At 67.0% G+C, this 22707-nt stretch carries 20 protein-coding genes; 15 read left to right on the forward strand and 5 right to left on the reverse strand.

All coding sequences use genetic code 11. The features are described 5' to 3' along the window. Positions 1 to 203 precede the first annotated feature (203 nt). The gene (locus M1L36_RS20815) at positions 204 to 1193 is read right to left on the reverse strand and encodes an AAA family ATPase (protein ID WP_250875681.1); all 990 of its coding nucleotides are present in this window, start codon (positions 1191 to 1193) and stop codon (positions 204 to 206) included. Between the two features lie 246 nt (positions 1194 to 1439). On the opposite strand from M1L36_RS20815, the gene M1L36_RS20820 reads away from it, so the two are divergent. From M1L36_RS20820 to M1L36_RS20840, 5 genes are all read left to right on the forward strand, one after another. After that, the gene (locus M1L36_RS20820; protein ID WP_250875682.1) at positions 1440 to 1862 is read left to right on the forward strand and encodes a hypothetical protein; all 423 of its coding nucleotides are present in this window, start codon (positions 1440 to 1442) and stop codon (positions 1860 to 1862) included. 306 nt (positions 1863 to 2168) lie between these two features. Beyond that, positions 2169 to 2312, forward strand: coding sequence for a hypothetical protein (locus tag M1L36_RS20825; protein WP_250875683.1), 144 nt, complete (start codon positions 2169 to 2171; stop codon positions 2310 to 2312). Between the two features lie 161 nt (positions 2313 to 2473). Further along, positions 2474 to 2653 carry a hypothetical protein gene (locus M1L36_RS20830; protein WP_250875684.1) on the forward strand — a complete coding sequence of 60 codons (180 nt, stop codon included), beginning with the start codon at positions 2474 to 2476 and terminating at the stop codon, positions 2651 to 2653. A gap of 186 nt (positions 2654 to 2839) precedes the next feature. Continuing rightward, complete coding sequence (locus M1L36_RS20835) at positions 2840 to 3118, forward strand: HalOD1 output domain-containing protein (protein WP_250875685.1); 279 nt, start codon at positions 2840 to 2842, stop codon at positions 3116 to 3118. Positions 3119 to 3213: 95 nt separating this feature from the next. After that, positions 3214 to 3435 carry a DUF7511 domain-containing protein gene (locus M1L36_RS20840; protein ID WP_250875686.1) on the forward strand — a complete coding sequence of 74 codons (222 nt, stop codon included), beginning with the start codon at positions 3214 to 3216 and terminating at the stop codon, positions 3433 to 3435. A gap of 210 nt (positions 3436 to 3645) precedes the next feature. Here the strand turns inward: M1L36_RS20840 and M1L36_RS20845 are convergent, their stop codons facing one another. Further along, positions 3646 to 4194, reverse strand: a complete 549-nt coding sequence (locus tag M1L36_RS20845; RefSeq protein WP_250875687.1) for a DUF7344 domain-containing protein — start codon at positions 4192 to 4194, stop codon at positions 3646 to 3648. Positions 4195 to 4486: 292 nt separating this feature from the next. Here M1L36_RS20845 and M1L36_RS20850 point away from each other — a divergent pair, with 292 nt between their 5' ends. The 9 genes from M1L36_RS20850 to M1L36_RS20890 all read left to right on the forward strand — a co-directional run bounded on the left by M1L36_RS20850 (position 4487) and on the right by M1L36_RS20890 (position 18018). After that, on the forward strand, positions 4487 to 4765 hold the full coding sequence (locus M1L36_RS20850) for a PadR family transcriptional regulator (protein WP_250875743.1): 279 nt from the start codon (positions 4487 to 4489) through the stop codon (positions 4763 to 4765). Between the two features lie 100 nt (positions 4766 to 4865). Further along, on the forward strand, positions 4866 to 5876 hold the full coding sequence (locus M1L36_RS20855; protein WP_250875688.1) for a DUF8471 domain-containing protein: 1011 nt from the start codon (positions 4866 to 4868) through the stop codon (positions 5874 to 5876). A gap of 1003 nt (positions 5877 to 6879) precedes the next feature. Then, positions 6880 to 7887: a glycosyltransferase family 2 protein gene (locus M1L36_RS20860; RefSeq protein ID WP_250875689.1), complete on the forward strand. Its 1008-nt coding sequence runs from the start codon at positions 6880 to 6882 to the stop codon at positions 7885 to 7887. Between the two features lie 137 nt (positions 7888 to 8024). Further along, entirely contained in the window at positions 8025 to 10286 is a 2262-nt protein-coding gene (locus M1L36_RS20865; RefSeq protein WP_250875690.1) for a hypothetical protein, read from the forward strand. A gap of 106 nt (positions 10287 to 10392) precedes the next feature. Then, the gene (locus tag M1L36_RS20870; RefSeq protein ID WP_250875691.1) at positions 10393 to 13530 is read left to right on the forward strand and encodes a right-handed parallel beta-helix repeat-containing protein; all 3138 of its coding nucleotides are present in this window, start codon (positions 10393 to 10395) and stop codon (positions 13528 to 13530) included. A gap of 301 nt (positions 13531 to 13831) precedes the next feature. Continuing rightward, the gene (locus M1L36_RS20875; RefSeq protein ID WP_250875692.1) at positions 13832 to 15112 is read left to right on the forward strand and encodes a nucleotide sugar dehydrogenase; all 1281 of its coding nucleotides are present in this window, start codon (positions 13832 to 13834) and stop codon (positions 15110 to 15112) included. Next, positions 15109 to 16188, forward strand: coding sequence for a DUF354 domain-containing protein (locus M1L36_RS20880; protein WP_250875693.1), 1080 nt, complete (start codon positions 15109 to 15111; stop codon positions 16186 to 16188). Before M1L36_RS20875 ends, M1L36_RS20880 begins: the two co-directional genes overlap by 4 nt. 138 nt (positions 16189 to 16326) lie before the next feature. Further along, a complete protein-coding gene (locus tag M1L36_RS20885) occupies positions 16327 to 16707 on the forward strand; it encodes a hypothetical protein (RefSeq protein ID WP_250875694.1) in 381 nt (126 codons plus the stop codon). Positions 16708 to 16821: 114 nt separating this feature from the next. Further along, complete coding sequence (locus M1L36_RS20890; protein ID WP_250875695.1) at positions 16822 to 18018, forward strand: hypothetical protein; 1197 nt, start codon at positions 16822 to 16824, stop codon at positions 18016 to 18018. 113 nt (positions 18019 to 18131) lie between these two features. Here the strand turns inward: M1L36_RS20890 and M1L36_RS20895 are convergent, their stop codons facing one another. From M1L36_RS20895 to M1L36_RS20905, 3 genes are all read right to left on the reverse strand, one after another. Next, entirely contained in the window at positions 18132 to 18761 is a 630-nt protein-coding gene (locus M1L36_RS20895; protein ID WP_250875696.1) for a helix-turn-helix domain-containing protein, read from the reverse strand. Positions 18762 to 18958: 197 nt separating this feature from the next. Further along, entirely contained in the window at positions 18959 to 19864 is a 906-nt protein-coding gene (locus M1L36_RS20900; RefSeq protein ID WP_250875697.1) for an alkaline phosphatase family protein, read from the reverse strand. 184 nt (positions 19865 to 20048) lie between these two features. After that, a complete protein-coding gene (locus tag M1L36_RS20905; RefSeq protein ID WP_250875698.1) occupies positions 20049 to 21002 on the reverse strand; it encodes a glycosyltransferase family 2 protein in 954 nt (317 codons plus the stop codon). A 166-nt stretch (positions 21003 to 21168) separates the two neighbouring features. Between M1L36_RS20905 and M1L36_RS20910 the strand changes: the two genes are divergently transcribed. Next, the gene (locus tag M1L36_RS20910; RefSeq protein ID WP_250875699.1) at positions 21169 to 22707 is read left to right on the forward strand and encodes a lipopolysaccharide biosynthesis protein; all 1539 of its coding nucleotides are present in this window, start codon (positions 21169 to 21171) and stop codon (positions 22705 to 22707) included.

Genomic DNA, 22707 nt, shown 5'->3' on the forward strand with positions numbered 1-22707 from the left:
ACCGGTCGCTCGTCGGTGGTGGAGACGACGGGCGACTCGTCCGTTCGTCGGGACGGTAGACCGACGTGACAGAGATGTAGAATCGCGCGGCGAACGGGTGGTTCGGTCGTGACGGAGACGGTTCGACGTCCGCGACGAGTCGAGCGCGTCGCTCGCGAAGCGGGCGGCCGGAGAAATCGGTCGGAACGCGTTACGCGTCCTCGTCAGTCGTCGCCAGCCGAGGGCTGGCTCTGCTGGGCGGTGTACTGGACGGTCGGCACCTCGACGTTCTCCAGGAGGTCCATGACGACCGAGCGCTTGCTGACGTTTCCGACGCGGGCGTCGGCGGTGAGCACGAGGCGGTGGGAGAGGACGGTCGGCGCGATGGCCTTCACCTCGTCGGGCGTGACGTAGGCGCGGCCGTTGATGGCGGCGAGCGCCCGGGAGGCCTCGAACAGCCGCTGGGTCGCACGCGGGGAGACACCGGTCTTGACGCGCGAGTCCTCGCGGGTCGCCCGGCAGAGCCGCGTGATGTACCGGCGGACGTCCGGGTCGGTGTGGATGGACTCGGGGGCCTCGCGGAGTGCGACGGCCTCCTCGTCGTTCGTGACGCGCTGTGCGCCGGGCATCGCCGTGTCGCGCTCGGCGCGGCGGTTGATGATCTCCAGTTCGCCCTCCTCGTCGGGGTAGCCCAGGCTCGTCTTGATGATGAACCGGTCTTTCTGGGCCTCGGGCAGCGGGAAGGTCCCCTCCTGCTCGACGGGGTTCTGCGTCGCGATGACGAAGAACGGTTCGGGGAGGGTGTGGGTCGTGCCGTCGACGGTGACCTGGCCCTCCTCCATCGCTTCGAGGAGCGCGGACTGGGTCTTCGGCGAGGCGCGGTTGATCTCGTCGGCGAGCACGATGTTTGCGAAGATGGGGCCGGGCTGGAACTCGAACTCGCGGGTCTTCTCGTTGAAGATGTGGGTGCCCGTGACGTCGGAAGGCAGCAGGTCCGGGGTGAACTGGATGCGCGAGAACGACAGCCCGAGCGCGGTGGCGTACGACCGCGCCGTCAGCGTCTTCCCGGTGCCGGGGACGTCCTCCAGCAGGACGTGCCCACGGGCGAGAAAGCCCGTGAGAACCGTTCGTAACACCTGTCTGTCGGCGATGACCGCTCGCGACACCTCGTCGAGAATCGCGTTGCTTCGCGAGTGGACCTCCTGTATCTCCATGTGAGCGAACTGCGTCCTGAGCGGGCTTTGTTAAAGCCCGCATACGCCCGCGGGTCGGTGGAGGTCGTGGTTCACCGCCGGGAGTCGGTCGGTCGGGGGTGAGATTCCGGTTCGATGCCAGTAAAGCGCGGAAAACGCACCACGGGACGCGTTCCGGTGGCTTCGATTCACCGACGCTGTGATCGGTAATTCGACGTATAACTTTCCATAGGTCCCGTGTATCGGGTGGTGGAGCGTTTGCCGACCATGAGTCAGAACCCCAACAGCGGAACCGGTAACGCCGCACAGGGTAGTCAGGGACAGCAGTCTCACCAGGGCACCGCCCAGGGACAGCAGCCCCAGAACGCCCAGCAGGGCCAGCAGGCTCCGCAGGGCAATGGTCAGGGAGCGCCGCAGAACCAAACCCAGCAGGGTCGGACGCGGAACAAGGGCCCCAACAGCACGACCGAGGAGGTCGGTAGCTGGTTCACCGAGACGCTCGTTCGCGCGGGCATCCTCGTCCTCGGGGTCGCAGTGATGATCTTCGCCATCGGGCAGGCAGTCGGTGCGAGCCTGCTCGAACCACTGGCGGAGTTCTTCGCTTCCGGCACTGGTGCGTGGTTCATCGTGGCGTTCCTCGCGCTCCTGGTGATGGTGGCTGCGACGAAGAGTTGGCGTACCGTCAACTGAGTTCGCACTACTGTCGCACATTTTTCGGGTTACCGACGCCGTAGCACGCGCCGGGGACGCTTACGAGACCGATAACTAAGCGGCTAGCCAACGCAGTGTCTACTGCGCCCCGAAGGGGGGTGTCGAACCTTGGGCGACCGCCGGGACCCCACGTGCCATCGTCACTGCCAGCCAATTCCCACCCCCGGCCTGGCCCACGCGTTCCTTTTCGACGACCTATCACCTTCAACGAGTAGTCACGTTCCGAGAGGATTCGGAAGATAGTAGTGTGACGCTCCGAAGCGTTGTGCCGATGAGGGGGAACCGGTGAGCATCATCGCGTCCATCGTCGAGCGGTATCGTGGGTCAACCCGTATCTTCGAGTGCCGTCGCTGCGGGACGACACTGTGTGAGACGGACGACGTCTGTGAGGCGTGTGGGGAGCGGTCGATAGCCGTCTACGACCTCTGAGACACGACGCGAGTGCTCGGTGTGTGCGCCACTACCACCAGTGGAATCGCTACGCTGGCAGTTATTAACAGTATAATCTATACTAAAATTAAGTACGAAATAGATACTTTTTCGCTATCCTATCGACTGGATTGAAGTCGCTGTCGTGAGTACGACCGGGTATGTCCACCCGAGAGGAGTGGCCCACGTTCACGCTGGACTGTCAGTTCAACCCCGACGCCGAGGAAGGGTTCCCCACGCTCGCGCCCGACCAGTTGGTCGTCTACGACCCCGCGAACCGCCGCGAGGGGTGGTTGACCGCGACCCGCGGGGCGTACGTCGCGCTCGAAGAGGTCCGGTGACCGTCGGCTCACACCCCCGATTTCACCCCTCCGTCCCTGCTCGACGGCCCGTCACTGTCGGGTCGGCCGTGACGCTCGCCCGACACGCGGCCCCCGTTCGACCGTCGTCTCCCGGCTCGGCTCGTAGATCTCGTGTCTCGGCGGATTCGATATCGTTATGTCCACGGTTTGCGACCCCGAGACACGATGACCAGCAGTGGGGCGGACGACGTTCCGGCGAGTACGCGGGTGATTCGGCAGGTCGCCGACCGCGAGGCGGTCGAACCGATGCGACTCGACCCGCCACTGAACGACGTGGTCGACCCCGACGCCCTCGACAACCTGTTCGAGCGGACGGCCCCCGGGGGGTACGTGCTGTTCGAGTACTGTGGCTACGCGGTCCGCGTCGAGAGCGACGGCTCCGTCCACGTCGAGGCGGCGGCGGACGCCGAGTCGCCACCGCCGGCCGAACTCCGAGAGGAGTGACTGTCTTCTGCGGGAATAGGGATAGCTAAACCGTGGCATACCGCCGCATAACTATACGACGTTGTGGTGTACCGATAGGTGTTCAGGGCCACGCCATGAGAGAGAACATCGACACGACACAACAGCGCGACGCCGAGGTCCGAGAGGGGTCACTGTTCGCGTGGCCTCGGTTCGAACTCGACTACACGGTCGAACCGTACGACGACGCGCCGGACCTCTACACGTTCTACCCCCACGACGCGTCGGACGAAGAGATAATCACCCAGTGGATCTCCGCGACCGAGGACGCCCTCGTCGACGTCACCGCGGTCCGCTGAGACGCCTGCCTATCGGTACAGTCGGCCACCCACCTGTCTCACCGCGAACGACGCCGTTTCTGTCCACACGCTCACACGGTGAGTGACGACACCGGCGGCTGTCGAGTCGGGAGAGCGAGCCTCCTCGTCGACACTACCGACGCCAGCGCTCTCGAAGCCGACGGCTCGACGAGCGGCGAGTGAGGAGAACGGTCCGCGGGTGGTCTACGTCTACTCCAGGTCCTCGAGTTCGAGCAGGTCGCGGCTCCCGTCCGAGCGCCGCGAGAGGAACTGTGCGCCGACGAGCGCGAGCAGGCCGACGGCGATGACGACGGCAGCGATGGCCGGCACGAGTACGTTGGCCGCCACTGCGACGAGGAGGACGACGGCGACGGCGCTCAACCCGACGTAGTACCAGGTGAAGTCGCGGTGGTCGGACTCCTCGACGGGGAGATAGCGGACGATCTCCTCGGCTCGTTCGGTCAGCGTCACCGTGCCGTCGTCGCGGTCGTAGTCGGCGATGCCGAAGTCGTCGAGTTTCGGCAGGTGGGTCTGATAGAGCGAGACGTACACCCGCCGCCGGGCGGTGTCGTCGAGGTCCTCGACTGGAATCTCGTTCTCCCACGCCGCGATCTGCCCGGCCAACTCGTCGATGGTCGCGGGCTCCCCGCGCGTGTAAAGGTAGTACAGGATGTATCGACGACGCGAGTTACTGAGGATGTTGAACGCGTCGTCGAGCGCCAGCTCCGTCTCCTCAGCCATCAGTGTCTCTCGTTGCATGTGGGTCCGTCGAGCCCCCCTCGTTCAGCTACGCTTACAGCACCGCCCCCATCGGTGGTGGGTGCCGATACCAACGTCAACATGGACTTTACTGGGTCACGTGCGCCCTTTGTTACGGACCAGCTATCGGGCTCTCGTAGGCTCACACATCGGTCTGCTAACCTCGTCCATCACGGTTAGCGAACGCCTCGCTCACGGTTGCGTCGGTGAAACAAACCGGGGGGTCAGGAAACTGACGATTTACTTGGTGACTAACAAAATCGGTTATCCGATATTTTAACATGTCATGCAGATATTCGACCTGACCGGGTTCCAGCGTGACCTCCTGTACGTCATCGCTGGGTTGGACCAAGCGTCCGGCCAGTCAGTGAAGGAGGAGCTCGAAGCGCACACCGGCCGCGAGATAACTCACGGACGACTCTACCCCAATCTCGACGTTCTCGTCAACCGTGAACTCGTCGAGAAGGGCCAGATCGACCGCCGGACGAACTACTACGCGGTCTCCGATTCGGGCATGGAGGCGCTTCGAAGCCGTCGCGACTGGGAAGAGCAGTACCTCTCTTTCGACTGAGCCGCGGCGATAGCATCAGTATAACAATGCGCCGCAGTCGCCTCCGGACTCGTAGTAGCATGTCGTACGGTCCCTCGATTCGAACCGGGAGGTGTGTTTCGTGAGTGCTCGACGCTCCGGAGCGTCGGCCATCCCGTTCGACCTCATCGTCGTCCTGTTGTATCTCGGCCTGGTCAACTGGCTACTGGCCTCGAACGCACTGGGTGCGCCCGGCAACACGCTCCGCATCGTCCTGACGCTGCCGTTGGTCGTGTTCGTCCCGGGGTACGCGCTGGCGGCCGCGGCGTTCCCGCGTGCCCCCTCCGGCGAGCGCCGTGGGTCACTGCTCGACCGGGTGCGAGAGCGCCCGTCGGGCATCGACACCACCGAGCGCCTCGCGCTCGGGTTGGGGCTCTCGCTGACGCTGCTCCCCATCGTGGGCGTGCTCGTCGCGTTCCAGCCCGGACCGATGACGGCCGAGCCGGCGGTCGTCGCGCTCTCGGGGGTCGCCGCGCTGTTCACCGTCGTCGCGGCCATCCGCCGCTGGCGGCTCTCGGCTCAGGAGCGCTACGGCCTCCCGCTCGGGTACTGGAACGCCGTCACCGGCCGCTCGACCGAGGGGTCACGCACGGACGTGCTCCTCTCGGTGGGTCTCGGCGTCTCGGTCGTCCTCGCGCTCCTCGCGGGGGGGTTCGCGATCACCTCGCCGCAGGATGCCCAGCGCTACACGACGTTCAGCGTCGGCCACCTCGACGAGACGGGCAACTACGTCTTCGGCTCGGGCGGCGAGTTGAGCGAACCCATCGAGCGCGGCAGCGCCGTCGAGTCGGCGTTCTACGTCCAGAACAACGAACAGCAGACCGTCGAGTACACCGTCGTCATCCAGGTGCAGAAAGTCGACGACGAGGGCAACGTCGTCCAGACGAGCGGGGTCACCCGCTATCGCCAGACGCTCGAACCGGGCGAGGAGTGGATCAACCCCCACCGCACCACCATCAGCTACGAGGGTGAGAACGTCCGACTCGCCTACCTGCTCTACAAGGGTCCCATCACCGGGTCCGTGAGCATGGACACCGCCGACGACACCGGGTTCCACGCGCTCGACGTCGGCACCGAGGACGAGGACGGCTGACTGCGACCGGCGCGTCCGCGACGCGTCACACGCCTCTCGGCCGGACCACTCGCCGACTACCTCCCTATTCTCTCCGCGCTGACTCCTCGGCGACGGCCACGCCGTGCCAGCCGTTTCGCCGACACACCACGCCCAGCGTTCGCCGACACGTCCCGCCACTCCTCCGTGACTGGCGCTCGGTGTCGCCAGCGCCGTCGTCGACCGAGTTCCTGGTTCGCCTCCGCCGCTCGCAGTCGTTGGCCGTCGGTGTCGGTCGCTGCTCGCCCGTCGGGAGCGTCGACCCGCCACCAGCGCCCGCGTGGTCTCGTGTTCTCGTCGGTTCGGACAGTGTGACCGGTTCGGCGGTGTGACGACGCGAGGACGTAGCGGTGTGACGATGGCTCGTCGCCGAGGTCTCCCCGCGGTCGGCCACCGGTTCCTCGCGTCGGGACTCCGACGGTCGGCCCCGACTGGGTGGTCTGTCGGTAGGTGGTCGTGACCGGTGACCTGTCGGTCGACCCGAGCGACGCGCCGACACCCGCCGTCGGCGCTCGCCGACGCCGGTCTCGGTCGTGGTGACTCTCCTCGTCGCGGTTCCGGTCGTCCGTTTCTCCGTGCGCTCACACCGACTCGGTGTGTCTCGGTCGCGTGACCGAGTCGGCGCACACTGGGTGGACGACTAGGTCGGTGGGTGTTGGCGGTCGTTACTCGTCCGCCGTGTGCCGAGACGGCCGTTAGCCCGGTCCTGACGCTTCGGACACGACGCTTAGGCGACACCCAACCGCAGTTTATCACAGCCCTAGCGAACGGGACGCTCGGGGCGTCTCGCCTGCAAGTTCCGCATAACAAAGCGCCACTTCGGAGTGTACTCTAGCAGTCAAACTCGCGCCCACCGTGGCGCAGGGGTCGACCACACAATCCATGCAGGACGCACACGAGACACGAAGGCAGACGGAGAGCGGCCGGTGGCAGCCCACCGGCGCTCGCGAGGAGAGCGTCGCCGTCATCACGGCGAGTGGTGACCGTGTACCGTGACAACTCCGTGGGGGTCGTCGTCCCCGCGTACAACGAACAGGGCCTCGTCGGCGGCGTCATCGAGACGATGCCGACGTTCGTCGACCGTATCTACGTCGTCGACGACCGCTCGACCGACGACACGTGGGCGGAGATCCTCGAGGCCTCCGACCGCGTGAACAGCGAACGGGCACGCGAGCCCGTCGCGACGGTCGCCGACGGCGGCGTCGCCCACGACGGTCCCGTCGTCCCGATGCGCAACGACCGGAACATGGGTCGCGGCGCGAGCGTCAAGCGCGGCTTCGAGCGAGCGCTCGCCGACGACATGGACATCGTCGCGATGATGGACGGCGACGGCCAGATGGACCCCGAGGTGCTCGACCACCTCCTCGACCCTATCGTCGAGGACCGCGCGGATTACACCAAGGGCAACCGGCTGATGGCCGGCGGTGGCTGGACCGGGATGTCCCGATTCCGCCTGTTCGGGAACCACATGCTGTCGTTCCTGACGAAGCTCTCGTCGGGCTACTGGTCGGTCGGGGACTCCCAGAACGGCTACGCCGCCATCTCCAGCACGACGCTCCGCAAGCTCGATGTCGACGGCCTCTACGAGGACTACGGCTTCGAGAACGACATCCTCGCGAAGCTCAACCTGCTCGACGCGCGGGTCGCCGACGTCCCGCACCCGGCGGTGTACGGCGAGGAGACGAGCACCATCCGCTACGGGTCGTTCATCCCGCGAGTGTCGCTGTTGCTCGCCGGGAACTTCGGGACCCGCGTCCGCTCGAAGTACCTCGGCGGCGGCTTCCACCCCGTCGCACTCTGTTACCTGTTCGCAGTGTCGGCGCTGCTCGCCGGCCTGCTCGGATCCGCGTACTCGTTCGTGCTGTGGGCGCAGGGGTCGGTGGTCCCGGCGCTGGTCTCGTCGGTCGTCCTCCTGCTCGGGGGCCTCTCGCTGGTGACGGCGCTGGCCTTCGACGTCCGGCTGAACGCCCACCTCGCCGCCGAAGCGGAGTAGCCGCGACCGGTGGTGTGAACTTCTAGCATAGCTAATGCAACGGCGCAGACGCCGGAAGAGGCGTAACGGCACGGTAACAAAGCGGCAACACCGATTGAGGGCACACAACAGATGAACGCGACAACCCGGAGCGAACCATGAAGTACGAGGACACGCGGCGGCGGCGTCGGTCGAAGCTGCTGCTCATCGTCGGGTTCCTCGCGCTCACGTTCGCTATCGTGCGTGCGCACCTCGCGCCCGCCCAGGGGTACGAACTGTCCATCTACGGCGCGACGCCGGCCACCGTCTGGCTCGGTGTCGCCATCGCGCTCGTCGTCAGCGTGGCTGTCACCGCGCTCCGACCGAAGGGGTGGCTCGTACCGGCGGCGCTCGGCCTCGCCATCTTCGCGACGGCGCTCGTCGTGTTCATGCCGACGGTCCGTGGCTACTTCGGCTACGGCCAGCACGACGCCATGACCCACCTGGGGTGGGCGCGTGGCATCATCACCGGCGAGATGGAGGCCATGGACATCTTCTACCCCGGTGGCCACAGCGCCGTCGGACTCATCCACACTATCACGGGCATCTCCGTCCCGCGCTCGATGATGCTGCTCGTCCAGTTGCTGGCGCTCGGCTACCTGGTGTTCGTCCCGCTCATCGTCCGCACGCTGGTCGACGACCTGGCGGGGACGGCTATCGCCGTGTTCGCAGCGTGCCTGCTCCTGCCGGTGACGAACATCTCGACGTACCTCGACTTCCACCCGTACACGATGACGACGTTCTTCTTCACCGTCATCCTGTTCTTGCTGTTCGAGTATCTCTCCCGACACTCGCGGGGGCTGGCGAACGGCCTGACTGCGACGGGGCTACTGCTCTTGCTCAGCACCACGGCGGCGGTGCTGTTCCACGGGCAGGTCGCGCTCAACGTCCTCATCCTGTTCGCGACCATCGCGCTCGTCCAGAAGCTCTACCGCTGGCTCCCCGGCGGGAGCGTGTTCGCGGACGCGCGCTCGCTGGCGATGCCGACGGTGCTGTTCGGCGCGTTCTACGTCCTCTGGGCGTCGCGCTACCAGATCGTCTACACGATGTTCGGGAAGGTGTACGACGCCGTCGCGAAGTACGTCGAAGGCCAGAACAGCCCCGGGCAGGGCATCCAGAGCCAGACCGACTCCGCCTCGTCCATCGGCGTCAGCATCGTCGAACTGTTCATGAAGCTGTTCTTCGTGAAGGCGGTGTTCGTCGCGCTGGGGGCCATCCTCGTGTTGGTCGCGCTCGCGGGCCGTCTCGACGACGAGTCGGGCGAGCGCAACGAGGCTATCACCTACTTCGCGTACGGGGGGCTGGTGCTCGGACCGTTCTTCCTCGCGCACTTCCTCGGGAGCATCTCGCGGTACTTCTTCCGACACGTCGGGTTCGCGATGGTCATCGCGACGCTGCTCGGCATCGTGATGATGCACTCGTTCTACCGGGCGGTCGCCGGCGGGAAGTACGAGCGCTCGGTCCGCACCATCGGGGCCGTCGCCATCCTCGGGGCGCTGTTGCTCTCGTTGCTGGTGGTGTTCCCCTCGCCGTACATCTACCTCTCGAGCAGCGGGGTTCCCCAGCAGATGCACGACGGGTACGACACCGCCTTCGAGTACAACGAGACGGACATGCGCTGGAACGGTATCCGCGGCGCGCCCGGGCGCTACGAGGACGGTCTGCGTGGTCCCTCCATCTTCCCGTGGGGTGAGATCGACGAGCAGAACCTGCTCGCGGACAACCTGACGACCCACTCACCGTATCCGTACTACTTCGCGGTCTCGGAGTTCGACCGTCAACGGGAGATCGGCGCCTATCGTGGCGCGACGTTCTCCGAGGAGGCGTTGAACTCCATCACCGACGAGGACGACGTCAGCAAGGTGTTCAGCACCGGTGAGCTGACCATCTACTACGTCGACTCCTCGAACCCGCCCGAGCAGCAAGACCAGGGCGGTGACGACGGGGCCGCCGGCGAAGGGACCGGTGGCGAGGACGCCGGGGGCGGTGACGCCGGCGAGGGTGAGGGCGGCGGCGACGCCCAGTCGACGGAGGCTCCCTCGTCCGGAACCAGCACGCCCATCCCCGTGGTGACGCCCGAACCGACCGCGACGCCCGCGCCGACCGGCGGCACCGACACGGGTGGCGACACCGGTGGCGGCGAAGCTGGCGACGGAACCGGCGGTGAGGCCGGCGACGGTACCGACGGCGGCACCGACGCCGGAGCGGGCAACGAGACGGGCGGCGACACGGGCGGGGAGACGTCGACCCCGACGGGCGGTGACACCGGCGGCGGGACGGACACGCCCACGGGTGGCGACACCGGCGGGACCCAGACGGGCACGGGCGGCAACACCTCGGCGTCTGTCGGTTTCGTCGTCCCGCCCCGCGTCTTCGGGTAGCTCCGTCGCTGAGGCGGCCGTAGAATAGGAGTAGCCGTCCTGAGGCGGCTGATTTAATACTATTACTCCCAATCTTTATACCGGTAAGGGCGTCCTTTCGAATCGTATGGCACACGACTCGGAACGCGGATCGGAAAGCGACGAAATCACGAACGAGACGGCTGAAGACGGCAGTAAATCCCTGCTTAACCGCCGCTCGTACATGAAGCTCAGCGCGGCAGCGGCGGCGACGGTCGGTGCGGCGACGGTAGCGGGGACGGCCAGCGCGGCCACCTCCCGACACGGCATCTCGTTCGACCGCGTCGTCGACGCGGTCGACGACCTCGGGTGGGACCCCGACGGCGACGACCCCATCGACGTCCCGAACGACGACGGCCTGCTCATCGAGGTCCCTCCCGGTGACTACGTCTTCCGTGGCACGGGCAGCGACGACGGTATCGTCGACGGCGACCTCCGGAACTGGGGCCTTCGTGGTCTCGGTGACGGCCCGCGCGACGTCACCTTCCGCGCGAACAACGGCGAGTCGGGCTACTTCGTCCGCGCCGGCTACAACTCCAACGGCATCCTCCTGGAGAACTTCACCTTCGACAACACCGACGACCGTCGCGGCGGCGACATCGGGAACTTCCTGCAGGCGCAGGACAACGTCGAGGTCCACGACGTCGACCACGTCGGCTTCTCCGGGCGCGAACCGTACTGCCGCTGGTCGATGCTCCCGGCGATGAAGAGTTCGGGCGGCACCGCGAACATCGTCAACTACAACAAGACCGGCCCGTCGGTGTTCGCCGGTCACGGCGCGAGCGACGGTGGCGGTGGCGTGTTCGACCACGAGGGCCACGTCAACTTCAAGAACTGCGAGATTTCGAACCAGGGCGGTGACGGTGGCCTCTACACCGGGAAGCACAACGGCAGCATCGTCTTCGAGGACTGTGTCTTCCACAACAACGACATGGCGGGCATCCGCACCGCCGCGGGCTCGGAGCTCCGCAACTGTGAGATCGTCATCGACTGGGACAACGCGCACCCGGACAACGTCATCGACGACCAGAAGGCACCGACCGGCACGATGGGTGTCTACTTCTCCAGCGCCCAGTACGGGAAGTCGGGCGGTGGTATCTACAACTGCGACATCCGTATCCTCTCGACGTACAAGAACGCGATGGCGGGTATCCTCATCAACCCGTCCGACGGGGACATCGACATCCACAACACGAGCGTCCACGTCGACGTCGACGGTCTGCGTCCGGTCTGGTTCATGGACCCGCGCGAGCAGCGCTTCGACAGCCACACGACGCCCGACCGACCGTGGGGTGCGAGCATCAAGAACCTCGTCGTCACCGGTTCGGGCGACTGCAAGGGCAAGGCCGCGGTCATCATCGAGGGTCGTGACGGGACGACCATCACCGACTCGTGCATCCAGATGCCCAACGGCGACGGCATCCACATCGACGGCGCGGACGACTGTACCGTCGAGAACACGAACGTCAACGTCGGCGGTCGTGCGACGGCGTTCCGCGACAGCTCCGTCTCGACGAACGGCCTCACGAAGGGCGACCGCTGTCCGCTCCCCGACGAGACGTCGACCGGCCCGAACGGCGGGTCCAGTGGCGGCTCGGGCGGTTCGGACGACTCCAGCGGTTCGGACGGCTCGAACGACAGTGGCTCCGACGGGTCGTCCTCGCAGTCGCTGACCATCACGGCCGACGCGAACATGCGCTACCACGTCCGCGCCGACAACGTCAGCGAGGCCGCCGACGCCGGCGACCAGATGCTGACCCTCGACAAGGACGGTAACGGTGCGTACGGCGCACTCGCGAAGGGCCAGTCGGTCGCGCTCACCGTCGACGCGTTCCGGTGTGCGGCCGTCGACCCCGAGGACGGCGCGACGATGAAACTCGACGACGAGGTCCTCCCCGTCGAGAACTACGGGACGATGAGCACGCCCGCGTGGGAGGTCGGTCTCGACGTCCCCGTCCCTACGGGCGGCAGCACCGACGACGGCAGTGGCGACGGCAGCGCCGACCAGCCCGAATCCGGTGACGGCTCGCCCGCAACCATCAGCATCATCGGCCTCTCGGACGACCAGGTCGCGGAGTACACGTTCACGACCGACGGCTCGGTCGAGTCGGACCCCGACCGCGGGACGTTCGACGACGAGGACAACATCTCCGGCGGCACCGTCAGCGGGACGGTCGCCGGCGGCGTCGACAGCTACATCGTCTCCGGAGCCATCACGGCCTTCGACATCACCGAGGGTGCGGAGGTCTACCGAGACGACCTGAAGGTCGACCCGCAGTCGCTCGTCGAGGAGTCGAGCGGTTCGGACGACTCGACGGACGGTTCGACGGGCGGCTCCGACGGTTCGAACGACTCCAGCGGCTCGGGCGACTCGGGTCGCGGTTCGACGGGCGGTTCGGACGGCTCGGGCGACACCACGCTCCCCGAGGGCCAGAACGTCGTCTCCGTCGTCGGCACCAGCGAGGGCGAGACCGGCGTCTACCAGTTCACGGTCACCGAGGCCGTCGAACCGAACCCCGAGAAGGGTTCGTTCGACGCCAACGACAAGATTTCCGGGACGAGCGCCGAGGGGACCGTCGCGGGCGGCGTCGACAGCTACGTCGTCACCGGTGAGTTCTCGGAGTTCGTCCTCGAGGGCTCGGCGGAGGTGTACCTCAACGGTGAACAGGTCGACCACGAGTCGCTCGTCACCGCCGACGGCGTGCCCGAGAACAGCATCACGGTCGTCGGCACCGCCGAGGAGCCCGCGACCTACCAGCTGACGGTCGACGGCTCGGTCGTCCCGAACCCCGAGAAGGGGACGTTCGACGACGAGGACAACATCGTCGACAAGAGCGCCGAGGGCGCGGTCGTCGGCGGCACCGACAGCTACCGGTTCTCCGGTGCGGTCACGCACTTCGAACTGAACGGGCCGGCCGTCGTCTACGTCAACGGCGAACAGGTCAGCCCCGACCTGCTCGGCGAGGTCGAGGACCCGCGACTCGGCGACCTCATCGTCGTCGACGGGACGGGCTCGAGTGGCCGCTGTGACTACCAGTTCTCGGTCGACGGCCACGTCGAGAAGAGCCTGGAACTCGGCGACATCGAGGCCGAGGACACCATCCGGAACGGCACCGTCGCCGGCACCGTCGAGGGCGAACGCGACGCCTACCGCTTCGCCGGGACGCTCACCGGCTTCCGCATGGACGGGTCGGCGACGCTCCGGTTCCAGCCCCAGACGAACTAAACGGTCGTTCGCCATCGATTCGGTCGCGTTCCGGTTCGGCGTCAGCGTTACGTCGAACATAACGCGGGTTTCTCCCGCTTTCTCGCACGCTGAGCGGCGGGGCTGTCACTCGGTGCCGAACGCGGCCGCCCGCCGCTCGTCGCGGTCGTTCACCGGTCCCTGCCGCTCGCTCCCGCCGGGGTCGTTCTCGACAGGCGTGTCATAACAAAGGACGAGTCCGCCGGATATCTAGCCAGATGACGATGTCACGGTACTCCCCTCTGGCGCGTCGACAGCGGGGTTCTCCCGCGGAGGGTCGACGATGACGACGGTGTGTGTCCACGGGCTCGGCTACGTCGGCCTGCCGACCGCCGCCCTGTTCGCGCACAACGGCTACGACGTCGTGGGGTTCGACGTCGACGAGCGCAAGCTCGACCGACTCCACCGCCGCGACCTCACCCTCGGCGAGGCCGACCTCGAAGCGTACATCGTCGAGGCACTCGAGGAGGGGACGCTCACGCCGTCTGCGACCGTCGAACCGGCGGACGTCCACCTCATCTGTGTCCCGACGCCGCTCGACTTCGAAGCCGAGCGCGCGGACCTGAAGTACGTCCTCTCGGCCGCCGACGCCATCACGGACGTGCTCCGCGAGGGCGACACGGTGATCCTCGAGTCGACGGTCCCGCCCGGAACCACCGAGGGGCCGCTGCGCGAGGCGCTCGAACGCTCGGGCATGCGCGCTGGCGAGGACTTCTATCTCGGGTACTCCCCGGAGACGGTGTTGCCCGGCGACATCCTCCACGAACTGCGAGCGAACGACCGGTTCGTCGGCGGTGTCGACGAGCACTCGACGGACCACGCGGCGGCGCTGTACGAGCCGTGTATCGACGGCACCGTCCACCGCACGCCCGACGCGACGACCGCCGAGTTCGTCAAACTCGCCCAGAACGCCTACCGCGACCTGAACATCGGGTTCGCCAACGAGATGGCGCGCATCGCGCGTGACTACGGCGTCGACTCCAGAGCGGCCATCGCGCTCGCGAACCGCCACTCGCGCGTCGACATCCTCCAGCCCGGACCGGGCGTCGGCGGCCACTGCCTGCCGGTGGACCCGCTGTTCTTCGCCCACGACTCGGAGTCGCTGGACCTCATCTACAGCGCCCGCCGGGTCAACGACGGGATGTCCCAGTACGTCGCCGACATCCTCGAAGCCGAACTCGGGTCGCTGGAGGGCAAGCGCGTCGCCGTCCTCGGCGTCGCCTACAAGGCGAACGTCGACGACACGCGCAACTCGCCGGGGCTGAAACTCGCCCAGACGCTCAAGCAGGCGACGCCCGAGCGCGCGCTCGCCGACGGCGGCCTCGCGCTCGACACGCGGGTCGCCGACCCGCTCGTCGACGACGAGAGCCTCGACCTAGTCAGCGTCGACGACGCCGTCGCGGACGCCGACGCCATCGTCGTCGCCACCGACCACGACGTGTTCCGCGACCTCGACCCCGCCGCAATCCGCGGAAAGATGCGCGGGAACCTGCTGCTCGACACGAAGGGGACCATGGACGCCGACGCCTGGACGGGTGCCGGCTTCGACGTGGTCGGGCTATGACGGTGTCCGAGCAGTCGCCCGCGGCGATGAGCCGCCAGCAACGCGTCTGGATCGACCTCGCCAGCCCATCCCACCCGTTCTTCTTCAAGGCCATCGCCGACGGTCTCGACCTGCCGACGGTCGTCACGGCCCGGGAGAAGACCGAGACGGTACCGCTGGCGAAGGAGGCGGGCTTCGAGTTCACCGTCCGCGGGAAGGACTACGACAACCAACTGCTCCGGACGATGGGGGTCCCGCTGCGGACGTTACAGCTGTCGGCGCGAACGCCCGACGCGGACGTCTCGCTGTCCCAGCGCAACGCGATGTGCGTGCTGGCCTCGAAGGCCCACGGCATCCCCTCCATCCACTTCACGGACAACGACATCACCTACTACCTCGACACGCCGTTGGTCGAGGAGGGGTTCAACTACTTCCGGGCGATGGCGACTGCCCACGTCGTCCCCGACGCGTTCCAACTGGCCGAACTCACCGACTACGGCGCGTCGCGTGACTCCATCCACACCTACGACGGGTTCAAGGAGGAGGTCTGTGTCGCGGACTTCGAACCGGACCCCGAGTTCCTCGGGAAACTGCCGTTCGACGACTACGTCGTCGTCCGGCCAGAGGCCATCGGCGCGGCGTACGTCGACCTCGACCCCGAGGACTCGCTGGTCCCCGCCGTGCTCGAACAGGCCATCGACGCGGGGATGAACGTGGTGTACCTGCCACGGCGTCCCGGCGACCGGAAGCACGCCGCCCCGTACTCGACCGACCGCGTGTTCGTCCCCGACGACCCGCTACCGGGTCTGCAGCTGGCGTGGCACGCCGACTGCACGCTCACTGGGTCGGGGACGATGGGTCGGGAGGCCGCGGCGATGGCGAAACCCGCCGTGTCCTTCTTCCCGCACACGATGCTCTCGGTCGACCAGCACCTCGTCGAACAAGAGCGCGTGTTCCACTCACGGGACCCCGCGGACATCGGCGAGTTCCTCACCGGTCTCTCGAAGGAGGACGTCGAACCCGACCTCGACCGCGCCCGCGCAGTGCGCGACGAGGTCGTCGACATCACGGGCAGCGTCATCGACGACTGCACGTAGTCGTCACCGACGCTCCCTCGCGTCGTCGCCCGCTCACGCGACGACGGTGACCGCGAACTGACCGCCGGCACTTTTCTGGTCCGTTCGACACACTGTCTCCAGAAGATACATCCCCGACCGTTCTGCACGTCGAGACGAATGGAGGACAGTCGAGTGCTCGGCGTGGTGTTGGTGCTGCTCGGCGTCGTGTTCGTCGTGGAGTCGGGGACGCTCGCGTACGGGCCGTCCGGCCTCTCGTCGTTCCAGGCGGAGATGCTGCGGCTGTACGGTGTCTGCCTGGCGCTCCTCGGCGGGGTGTACGCCGTCGGGAGCCACTCGTTCAGAGCCGGTGCCGGAGTCGCCTTCCTGAGCGTGGCGTACTTCGTCGGTAGCGTCGCCCGTCGCTACGCGGAGACGGTCGACGTCCCGACGGCCATCGTCGGATTCGGGAACCCGTTCCTCCACCTGTTCAGCGCGTTCGTCGTCGCGGGCGTGGCCATCTACCTCTGGTTGCGACTCCTGACGACGCGATACGTCTGAGTCCGAGGAGACCGGCCGTGTCCTCGCGACTCCCCGTTTCGCTGCGTGGTCCCCGTTCGTCTCACCCCGGAAGGCCCCACTTACCAAAGCACGGGGTCGCCGTAGCGAGGGTCGATGCAATCCGTCCACCGTTCTCCGTCGGGCGACCTCGACCCCGACGTCGTCCGCGAGTACCTCGACGACGCCCTCGCGTACGCCCGGAGCGAAGACTACGCCGGCTGGGACCCCTACGACGGGCTGAACAGCCCCGTCCTCGAACCGTTCGCACGCAACTGGTTCACGCGACTAGTCTGCATGCACGGCGTCCACAAGTTCCCCGCGAACCTCCGCCCGCTGCTGGGCATCGAGAAGGAGCGTAACGCGAAGGGCACCGCGCTGTTCGCGACCGCACAACTCGACGCCTACGAGAAGACCGGCGACGAGTCGTACCTGGAGGAGGCCGAGTCGCTCCTGGAGTGGCTCTGGGAGAACCGCTCCATCCAGGCCGACAACAACGCGTGGGGCTACAACTTCGACTGGCAGAACTCGAACAAGTTCTTCCTGCCGGAGTACTTCCCCTCCATCGTCGCCAGCGTGTTCGTCGCCCAGGCGTTCGTCCGCCACTACGACATCACCGGCGAGGAACGGTCCCTCGAGGTCGCCGACGGCACCGCCCGGTTCATCATGGAGGAGATCAACCGCGTGCAGGTCCGGGAGTTCGAGACGTTCGCGTACACGCCCTACGACGACTACGTGGTCGTCAACGCGAACGCGCTGGGTGCGAGCCTGCTCGCCGTCGTCGGCGACCGAACGGACAACGAAGCGTACGGCGAGCGTGCCGACGAGGTGATGGCGTTCGTCCTCGACGTCCAGGACGAGAAGGGCGCGTGGTACTACTCCGAACCCTCGGATGGGTCGCGCCTCTCTCACGACAACTTCCACACGGGGTTCGTCCTCGAGTCCATCCACGACTACCTCGAAGTCCGTCCGGACGAGACGCTCCAGGCGGCCTACGACAAGGGGATGGCGTTCTACCGTGCCGAACTGTTCGACGAGGGCGGCGCGCCGCGCTTCGAGTCGGACAAGCGCTACCCGCGTGACGTCCACGCCTCCGCGCAGGCCATCCGCTCGTTCGTCAAGGACGGCTCCCCGGAGAGCCTGGCGCTGGCGGCGGACATCTTCGAGTGGGCCATCGAGAACCTGTTCGACGAGTCGGACGGCCACTTCTACCGACGACGCGGACGCGTGCTCAGCGACAAGACACCCTACATGCGCTGGAACCAGGGCTGGATGTGCTACGCCCTCGGAACCATCGTGAACCGCCTGGACTGACCGGAGACCGTCTCCGCCTCCCGTCCGGCTCCTCCGGTCTCCCCCTCCTCCCCTTCCCCTTCTCCCCTTCCTTCCTCACTCGTTCCCCGCCTTCCGCCTCCGGAGCGCCGTGGCTACTCGACCGGCAGCGTCGCTTCGACGAGGTTGCCGACGCCGCGACGCAGTCGCTGGGAGATGGCTCGCGGGCTGACGTCGAACCGTTCGGCGAGGTCCGCCAGCGTCGCGGTCCGCGGGGTGCTGTAGTAGCCCTCGTGGTAGGCGGCGACGAGCGTCTCGCGCTGGATGGCGGTCAGCGCGGCGCAGACCGCCCCGTCGCTGGCTGGCCGGCGGCTGACCTCGACCGGAATCGCACGTTCGGCGGCGACCCGACGGAGTTTCGTGAGGTCGCCGTTGGCCGCCGTCCGGACGCAGAACTCCCAGGTCCGGTCGTCGCCTTCGGCCGACAGCAGCGTCAAACCGACGTCACCGAACGCGTCGAACAGCTCCGGCGAGTCCGACGCACCCAGCGAGGCGACCGAACAGCGTAGGCCACCGTCGACGCGTTCCTCACAGTGGACTCCCTCGACGTCGCGCGACTCCAGTTCGGCGAGGTACCCCTCGGGGTCGTCCGTCCACACCCACGCGGTGAGCGGGGCGTCTCGCTGGACCGTCCGTTCGAGTTCGATACGAGCACCCGCGACGCTCAGCGCCCGCCCCAGTCGAAACTCCGCTGCCGGGGCTGAGATCGTTCCAACTACGCTCATAGTCTTCAGATGTGAACCGTCAGGGGATACCGATTGTCCCGTAATAGAAAGGCACTCGGGGGCCGGTGGCCGATGGCCGGACCCCGAATGAGTAGGTGTGCGAACGGTTGGTCAGCGAGGACCCGGTGGCGTCGGACTGACCACGTGGGCCTCGCGACCGCGGACCGCGACGCTGGCGGACCGTGGAGGTCCTGGTCTCAGACGTAGCCGAGGTCCTTCAGTCGGTCCTCGACGACCTCGTGGTCGATGTCCTCGTCGGTGGCGACCGGTTCCTCCTTTGTGATGGTCCGGCGCGGGCCGTTGTCGTAGACGTGCCACGGCACGCGGACCAGTTCGTCGATGTACATGCCGATGGGGTGGCCGTACACCTTCGAGGGGATCGGGAGGCCGCGTTCGCCGAACGCCTGGCCGTGGTCGGAGGTGACGACCGTCCGCCCGCCGAGGTCGTCGAGCAGCTCCGAGACGTGGTCGAGGACGATGTCGAGGCTCTCCTCGGTGCCCTTCACGAAGTACTCGTCGGGGATGTCGATCTTCCCGTCGCGCTTCTCGTCCCAGATGGCGAGCGTGTCGACGTCGAAGTGGTCCCGGCCGGTCGGGCCGATGAACGGGTAGTGTGGCTGGAGGTAGTGGACGATGAGGCGCTTGTCGGGGTACTGCTCTGCGGCCTCCTTGGCGTACTGCCCGAGCGTCTCGGGCATCACGGTCCGGAACTCGTCGTCCCAGCCGTCCTCCTGCCAGACGTTGACGACGGCGTGGAGCTTCGCGTTCAGTTCGGACTCGTTGCGGTGGAGCATCGGACTCGCGGTGACGTACACCGTGTCGGTGAGGTCGCGGTCCGCGAAGTTCGCGGTGAGGAACTCCCAGGTCGCCGACCCGCGCGAGATGCGCGACTCGGTCCGACCGGGAAGCGTGCTGCGCTCGCAGAACATGTCGTAGCGACACGCGTCGAGGATGAGCAGGTTGTCCCAGTCCTCGGCGAACAGGTCGATACCCCGTTCGTTGTACGACCAGCGGTTGCCCCGGCGGTGGGCGACCCGGTTCAGCTCCTGGGTGATGAGCGACGGCGAGTCGAGCGCTCGACGCACCTGTGACAGCGAGTACATGGGTCAGAGGAGTCGCTGTGGCGGTATTGTTATGTGTCGTATACCGTTCGAACGGTCGGTTCACGTGTCGAATACACCCCACCTAGCGACCGTCGTCGCGGGACCGAACCGGTGGCCGACCGTCCCCCACCGGCAGTCGAGCGACCGTCGGCCGCTGGTCGCTCGGGGCGCTAATCGGGCGGCGTTACGACCCGCTCGCGGCGCGTCGTCCGTTCAGCGCCCGTTTCGCCCGCTGGGCCGTCCGGAACAGCCGTCGTCCGCCCAGGCCGAGTCCGAGGTGGACGTAGCCGTCGTGGTCGGTCGGGTCGGCTCGAATCGCCTGCCAGGCGAACCGCCGGGCGTCGTCGTAGTGCCCCGCCTTCAGCGCCGCCGAGGCGACGAAGTTCGAGCGCGTCGAGACGAGTCGCCGCTCGACGCGCGGCCCGTACTCGGCGGCCAGCGGCCGGAACGTCTCGACGAACAGCGGGTAGGCGACGTCGCGCTTCGTCTCGAAGTCGTCCGTTATCTGGCCGTGGTCGCCCATGCGGTGGACCGCCAGCGGTTCGGACACCGACGCGACCGCACAGTGCTGTGAGAGGCGGATGGGCCACTCGCGGTCCTGCCAGCACGGGAAACGGTCGTCGGGCGTGCCCGCGACATCGACGACCGAGCGCCGAGCCATCAGCGTCGAGAACGTGCCGAACGGCTCGCCGTACAGCAGTTCGACGGTCGCGTCGCCCGACAGCGTCGGGCGCATCACGTGCGAGACCTCGCCGTCGACCTCGTAGCGCAGGCCCGTCGTGACGACGCCGACGTCGGGGTCCTCGAACGCCGCCAGCTGGCGCTCAACCTTCTCGGACAGCCAGACGTCGTCGTCGTCGATGAACGCGACGAACTCGCCGGTCGACTCCTCGATGCCCGTCGTCCGGGCGGCGCTCGCGCCCTGGTTCTCCTCGTGGCGGACGACGCGGAGGGAGCGGTCGCCGGGGTCGACGCCGGCGAGCTGTGGTTCGACGGGGTCGGGCGAGCAGTCGTCGACGACGACGACCTCGATGTGGTCGTACGTCTGGTCGAGGACGCTCTCGACGGCCTCGGTGAGGAACTCCGGTCGGCCGTACGTCGGAATCACGACACTCACTAGCGGAGCCTCGTCGCTCATTACGCTGACCAGCGCGGCCGCGGACTTGGTTAGGTGGCTCCTGTCGGCGGCGTGCAGGTGTGAGGGCGTACCAGGGGGCGGGGACTAGGGGTGTTATAACAATGGCCGGCGGGTGGCGAGTAAGGACAATGACTGGTACGTACGGCTCGACGGACGGGACGTGGCGATGATTCGCCGTCTCGTCCGTCTCGTCCGTGGTGCGCTCTCCCCCGGTGACGGCCTGACGGAACGGACGGTCAAGGGCGGCATGTGGGTCGGTGCCCTCCAGGTCTCCGACCGCATGCTCCAACTGGTCCTGATGGTCATCCTCGCGAACCTGCTGGGTGCCGAGGAGTTGGGACTGTTCGGCGTCGCGCTCGTCGTGATGAGCGGCGTCAAGCGGTTCTCCCAACTCGGCCTCAATCAGTCGCTCATCTACGAGCGCGAGGAGAACGTCGACCACATGCTGAACACGGCGTGGCTGCTCGACATCGCCCGGACGTCGTTCATCGCGCTCACGCTCGTCGTCATCGCTCACCCGTTGGCGGGCCTGCTGAACGCCCCCGACGCCGCCATCCTCATCCAGATCATCGGCCTCGGGCAGCTGTTCGTCGGCCTCGCGAACCCGGGTATCGTCTACTTCCAGAAGGACCTCCAGTTCCACAAGCAGTTCGTCTACTCGATGTCCGGGTCGGTCGTCCAGTTCGCAGTCGCACTCGGCTACGCGGTGTACGTCGACAACACCGCGATGTCGCTGGTGCTGGCGTTCGTCGCGAGCGACTTCGTCCGGATGCTCGCGTCCTACGCGCTCCACGACTACCGCCCGAGCGTCTCGTTCGACGTGCCCTCCGCACGCAGCATGATCAGCTACGGGAAGTGGCTCACCGCGAACTCCATCCTCTACTTCCTCTACAGCGAGGGCGACGACCTGCTCGTCAGCGGGTTCCTCGGCCCGCTCGCGCTGGGGTTCTACCAGCTCGCCTACCGGTTCTCGAACGCGCCCGCGACCGAGGTGACCCACGTCATCTCCGGGGTCGCGTTCCCGGCGTACTCGAAGATTCAAGACGACACGAAGGCGTTGCGTGAGGGGTTCCACCGCACCCTCCAGATGACGACGTTCCTCTCGTTCCCGCTCGCGATGGGCATCTTCGCGGTGACGCCCGCGTTCGTCGACGCGTTCCTCAACCCCGAGTACGAGGCGATGATTCTCACGATGCAGATCCTCGCCATCTTCGGGCTGACGCGCTCTGCGGTCGCGACGTTCGGTCCCGTGTTCAAGGCGGTCGGGCGGCCCGACCTCATCGCGAAGTTCTCGCTGGTGCGCGTGCTGTTGCTCGCGACGGGCCTGCCGCTCGTGCTGTGGCAGGCCGGCCAGCCAGCCGGGCTGCCGTTCGGCCTGACGGGTATCGAGGCGGCCTCGCTGGTCATCCTCGGCGTCCAGCTGTTCCCGATGATGGAGTTCGACGTCTACTTCGTCGTCAACATCGTCGAGACCAGCTACACGCGCGTCCTCCGTGACGTCGCCTACCCGCTGGCCGGCAGCGTCGCGATGGCGGCGGTCGTCGTCGGCGTCGACGGGGTGCTCGACGTCTCGCCCGTCCTCGACTTCGTCGTCCTCGTCGTCGTCGGCGCGGCGACGTACGGCGCGGCGGTGCTCGTCCTCGACCGGATGGGCTGGGGTGTCGGCCGGAACGTCCGAACGATGGTCTCGTCGATGGCGGGGTAA

This window comes from Halomarina rubra, assembly GCF_023699475.1.
Classification (GTDB): domain Archaea; phylum Halobacteriota; class Halobacteria; order Halobacteriales; family Haloarculaceae; genus Halomarina; species Halomarina rubra.

Bases quoted from the DNA above. Each gene is read 5' to 3' on its own strand.
- M1L36_RS20815 (WP_250875681.1), bottom strand. From the start codon at position 1,193: ATGGAGATACAGGAGGTCCACTCGCGAAGCAACGCGATTCTCGACGAG.
- M1L36_RS20820 (WP_250875682.1), top strand. From the start codon at position 1,440: ATGAGTCAGAACCCCAACAGCGGAACCGGTAACGCCGCACAGGGTAGT.
- M1L36_RS20830 (WP_250875684.1), top strand. From the start codon at position 2,474: ATGTCCACCCGAGAGGAGTGGCCCACGTTCACGCTGGACTGTCAGTTC.
- M1L36_RS20835 (WP_250875685.1), top strand. From the start codon at position 2,840: ATGACCAGCAGTGGGGCGGACGACGTTCCGGCGAGTACGCGGGTGATT.
- M1L36_RS20840 (WP_250875686.1), top strand. From the start codon at position 3,214: ATGAGAGAGAACATCGACACGACACAACAGCGCGACGCCGAGGTCCGA.
- M1L36_RS20845 (WP_250875687.1), bottom strand. From the start codon at position 4,194: ATGCAACGAGAGACACTGATGGCTGAGGAGACGGAGCTGGCGCTCGAC.
- M1L36_RS20865 (WP_250875690.1), top strand. From the start codon at position 8,025: ATGAAGTACGAGGACACGCGGCGGCGGCGTCGGTCGAAGCTGCTGCTC.
- M1L36_RS20870 (WP_250875691.1), top strand. From the start codon at position 10,393: ATGGCACACGACTCGGAACGCGGATCGGAAAGCGACGAAATCACGAAC.
- M1L36_RS20875 (WP_250875692.1), top strand. From the start codon at position 13,832: ATGACGACGGTGTGTGTCCACGGGCTCGGCTACGTCGGCCTGCCGACC.
- M1L36_RS20880 (WP_250875693.1), top strand. From the start codon at position 15,109: ATGACGGTGTCCGAGCAGTCGCCCGCGGCGATGAGCCGCCAGCAACGC.
- M1L36_RS20885 (WP_250875694.1), top strand. From the start codon at position 16,327: ATGGAGGACAGTCGAGTGCTCGGCGTGGTGTTGGTGCTGCTCGGCGTC.
- M1L36_RS20890 (WP_250875695.1), top strand. From the start codon at position 16,822: ATGCAATCCGTCCACCGTTCTCCGTCGGGCGACCTCGACCCCGACGTC.
- M1L36_RS20895 (WP_250875696.1), bottom strand. From the start codon at position 18,761: ATGAGCGTAGTTGGAACGATCTCAGCCCCGGCAGCGGAGTTTCGACTG.
- M1L36_RS20900 (WP_250875697.1), bottom strand. From the start codon at position 19,864: ATGTACTCGCTGTCACAGGTGCGTCGAGCGCTCGACTCGCCGTCGCTC.
- M1L36_RS20905 (WP_250875698.1), bottom strand. From the start codon at position 21,002: ATGAGCGACGAGGCTCCGCTAGTGAGTGTCGTGATTCCGACGTACGGC.
- M1L36_RS20910 (WP_250875699.1), top strand. From the start codon at position 21,169: ATGATTCGCCGTCTCGTCCGTCTCGTCCGTGGTGCGCTCTCCCCCGGT.